This is a genomic window from Cellulomonas sp. P4_B5_2 (genome assembly GCF_056402235.1).
Window position 1 is genome coordinate 1 of the sequence record NZ_JBFUHU010000334.1, and the last position, 4,023, is coordinate 4,023.

At 73.0% G+C, this 4,023-nt stretch carries 4 protein-coding genes; 1 reads left to right on the forward strand and 3 read right to left on the reverse strand.

Annotated features, from left to right (window positions below; all coding sequences use genetic code 11):
- The 3 genes from AC1DUQ_RS18795 to AC1DUQ_RS18805 all read right to left on the reverse strand — a co-directional run.
- Positions 1–390, reverse strand: a 390-nt coding sequence (locus tag AC1DUQ_RS18795; protein ID WP_477074333.1) for a VIT1/CCC1 transporter family protein, incomplete at its 3' end; no start/stop codon positions are given.
- A gap of 86 nt (positions 391–476) precedes the next feature.
- On the reverse strand, positions 477–2,408 hold the full coding sequence (dnaG, locus tag AC1DUQ_RS18800) for a DNA primase (protein WP_477061641.1): 1,932 nt from the start codon (positions 2,406–2,408) through the stop codon (positions 477–479).
- Positions 2,409–2,449: 41 nt separating this feature from the next.
- Positions 2,450–3,748, reverse strand: coding sequence for a deoxyguanosinetriphosphate triphosphohydrolase (locus tag AC1DUQ_RS18805; RefSeq protein WP_477061904.1), 1,299 nt, complete (start codon positions 3,746–3,748; stop codon positions 2,450–2,452).
- Between the two features lie 140 nt (positions 3,749–3,888).
- Here AC1DUQ_RS18805 and AC1DUQ_RS18810 point away from each other — a divergent pair.
- On the forward strand, positions 3,889–4,023 hold a 135-nt coding region (locus AC1DUQ_RS18810; protein ID WP_477074334.1), incomplete at its 3' end, for a LacI family DNA-binding transcriptional regulator.

Here is a 4,023-nt window from a genome sequence, read left to right on the forward strand (position 1 = left end):
CCAGGGAGCCAGCACGACGAGGAGCGGGACGAGGCCGCCGACGAGGAAGGCACCGAGCGACGCCACGGCCGCGTGCCACGGGTTGGTGTACTCCTCGGGCCCCGTCACGACCAGCGTCGGCAGCACCCGGCCGCGCCGCACCGCGGACCGCTCCGCGTCGCGCTGGCTGCTCACCGACACGTACTCCCCCGCCGCCATGGACAGGGCGCCCGCGACCAGCGCGGCGATGCCCGCGAGGGCGATCGTGCCCACCGGCGTGGCCGCCCCGGCGACACCGAGCACGGTCGCGGCGACCGACACGATGCCGTCGTTGGCGCCGAGGACACCGGCACGCAGCCAGTTCAGGCTCTGCAGCGTGGGGGCCGGGCGGTGCGTCTGGAGGGCGGTCATACCTCCACGGTAGGCACCCCGGGACACCTTGTCACCGAAGCAAAGCCTCCCCTGACCTGCACAAACGCAGGTTTGCCTCACCTATGTCAGGCGCTCTCCCGCAGGTTCCGACGGCGGCCCTCGACCTCGACCAGCTCCGCGAACGCGGCCTGGTAGGCGGTCGGGTCGGCCTCGGCGTCCATCCGCTGCAGTCGTCCGCGCAGGTCGGCGATGTGCCGCGTGAACCCGATCTCCACCAGCCGGAGCACGACGCCCTTGACGTACCCCTCGAGCGACTCCGGACGGTCCTCGGGCAGCGGTGCGACGGCGAGCTCGGTGACCAGTGCGCGGACCGGCTCGGCGGCCTGCTCGATCACGGCACCCACCCATCCCGTCGACCCGCCGGAGCTCTGCAGCAGCGGGCGGGCGACGGTCAGTCCGCCTGCCGCACGGATCGCCTCGTGCACGGCGCGGTACGCCGGAGCGCCGAAGGCGTCGGAGGGGAGCTCGTCGAAGTCGGGGGCCACGAGGTCCGGGCGCTGCAGCACGACCTCCAGGGCGGTGCGCTCGATCTGCGCGACCGGGTCCCGCCGGTCCGGGACGGGCATGCGCGCGACGGGCACCTGCACCGGCTCGGACGACGGGCGCTCGGTGCGGGGGGCCGCGGGGCGGGTCGACGGGGACGCGCCCTGCACCGCCCGGCGCACCGAGTCCTGGTCGTCGATCCCCAGCCAGCCCGACAGCAGCCTCGTGTACTCGGGGCGCAGCCCGGTGTCGCGGATCCCCGCGACGATCGGGGCGGCAGCCCGCAGCGCGCCGATCCGCCCCTCGGCGGTCCGCAGGTCGTACGAGGCGAGGGTGGAGCGKATGACGAACTCGTAGAGCGGGGTCCGGCCCGCGACCAGGGCGCGGACGGCGTCCGGCCCCTTCGCCTGGCGGAGCTCGCACGGGTCCATGCCCGACTTCTCGACGGCGACGAACGTCTGCGCGGAGAACGACTGATCCTCGCCGAACGCCCGCAGCGCCGCCTTCTGGCCGGCCGCGTCGCCGTCGAASGTGAAGATGATCTCCCCGCCGACGGAGGCCCCCGAGGCCAGCTGCACTCCCCCGCTGGAACCCGAGTCGCCGATGAGCCGGCGCACGATCCGTGCGTGGTCGGAGCCGAACGCGGTGCCGCACGTGGCGACCGCGGTCCCGACACCCGACAGGTGCATGGCCATGACGTCGGTGTACCCCTCGACGACCACGACGCGCTTGTCGCGCTGCAGGTCCCGCTTGGCCAGGTCGATCCCGTAGAGCACGTGCGACTTCTTGTAGAGAGGTGTCTCGGGAGTGTTCAGGTACTTGGGACCCTGATCCTCCTCGAAGAGCCGCCGTGCCCCGAAGCCGACGGTCTCGCCCGTCACCTCGCGGATCGGCCAGACCAGCCTGCCGCGGAACCGGTCGTACACGCCACGCTGCCCCTGGCTGACCAGCCCGGAGAGCGTGAGCTCCGCCTCGGTGAACCCGCGACCGCGCAGGTGGCGCATGAGCGAGTCCCAGCCCTGCGGAGCGAACCCGACGCCGAAGTCGGCCGCGGCCGTCCGGTCGAACCCCCGCTCGGCGAGGAACTGCCGTCCCGCCGCGGCGGCCGGGGTGCTCAGCTGCTCGCGGTAGAACTCCTCGGCCACCTTGTGCGCCTCGATGAGCCGACGACGCTTGCCGGGCTCCTCACCGGGACGCGGTGCGCCACCCTCCTCGTACCGGAGCTGCAGCCCGACCTTGCCGGCCAGGTACTCGACGGCCTCGGAGAAGCCCAGGCCGTCGACCTTCTGCACGAAGTCGATGACGTCGCCGCCCTCGCCGCAGCCGAAGCAGTGGTACCGGCCGACCTGGGGGCGCACGTGGAAGGAGGGTGAGCGCTCGTCGTGGAACGGGCACAGGCCCTTCATCGAGCCCACGCCCGCGGACCTCAGCGTGACGTGCTGGCCGACGATCTCCTCGATGTGGGCGCGCTCGCGGACCGCTTCCACGTCCTCCCGCCGGATGCGTCCTGCCACGCGAGGAGTCTAGGCGTCGGCGCCCACCCGGAAGACCGGGTTCACACCAGCGCCGCGGGTCCTCCGTGCCGGGGCGGGTGGACCAGCCGCGCGTGCAGCTCGGCCGCCGAGACGTCGGTGAGCGAGGCCACCTGGTCGATCACCACGCGCAGACGTGCGGCGTCGTCGGCGGCCTCGACCCAGTCCGCCGCGAAGGGCGGCTCGAGGGCGATCGGGGCACGGTCGGACAGCACGTGCACCAGGTCCACCAGCACCTCGCGCTGGCGGTGGTAGAGCGGCTCGAGCTCGCGCGGGGCCATCACGTACGCGACCGCGAGGCCCTTGAGCACGAGGATCTCCGCCAAGGTCTCGTGCGGCACGATCAGGTCCGCGGCGTACCGGGTGAGCGGACCGGTGCCGTACTGCTGGCGGGTGGCCAGCTGGGACGCCTTGGCGAACCGGCCGATGAGCTGGCTCGTGGAGTCCTTGAGCGAGGCGAGCGCCGCGCGGGAGCCGTCGAAACCCGGGCGCCACAGCTGTGCACCCAGCAGCCGGTCCATCGCGTCCTGCAGGCCGTCCGCGCTCACCCCGTCGCCGTACCAGGTCTGCACGGCCTCGACCACGCGGCCGCGCTCGTCCGGCACGGCCAGCACCTCGAGGTCGAGGCGTCCGCCGACGACGGCGTCCTCGACGTCGTGCACGGAGTAGGAGATGTCGTCGGCCAGGTCCATGACCTGCGCCTCGAGGCACTTGCGGCCGTCCGGCGCCTGCTCGCGCAGCCACTCGAACACGGGCAGGTCGTCCTCGTAGACGCCGAACTTGTGCGTCGGCCGACCGCTGGCCGCGCTGACGGGACCCTGCAGGTGCCGCCACGGGTACTTCACCGAGGCGTCGAGGCTGGCGCGCGTGAGGTTGAGCCCGACGGCACGCCCGTCGGGTGCCACGACCTTGGGCTCCAGCCGGGTGAGCAGGCGCAGGGTCTGCGCGTTGCCCTCGAACCCCCCGATGCCCTTGGCCAGCTCCGCCAGCGCGCGCTCGCCGTTGTGCCCGAACGGAGGGTGCCCGAGGTCGTGGGCGAGGCAGGCGGTGTCGACGATGTCGGGATCGCAGCCCAGCGCCTTGCCGATCTCCCGGCCCACCTGCGCGACCTCGAGCGTGTGCGTGAGGCGCGTCCGCACGAAGTCGTCGGACGAGGGACCCAGCACCTGCGTCTTCGCCCCCAGCCGCCGCAGCGCCGAGGAGTGCACCAGGCGTGCGCGGTCACGCTCGAACGCCGTACGCTCACGGGACTTGACCGGCTCCTGGACCCAGCGCTCCCGGTCGGCGTCGACGTAGCCGTCCACGTCGAGGGACTGGTCCAGTGCGGTCACGGGGCCAGCGTAACGAGCAGGGCCGACGGGGTGGTCTCGGCAGACGCCCGGCGGACGGTCCCCMACCGGCGCGCGCGAGTGTGCAACGCTCTCGCAGCGACATCATCAACGGCGACGGACGAGGAGGTCAGGTGTCCCCTACGCTGCCGCCTGTGCGTACCCGTCTGACGGATCTGGCTGAGCAGGCCGGCGTCAGCACGGCCACGGTGTCCCGGGTCCTGAACGGCAAGCACGGCGTGTCCGCCCAAGCACGCCAAGCTGTGCTG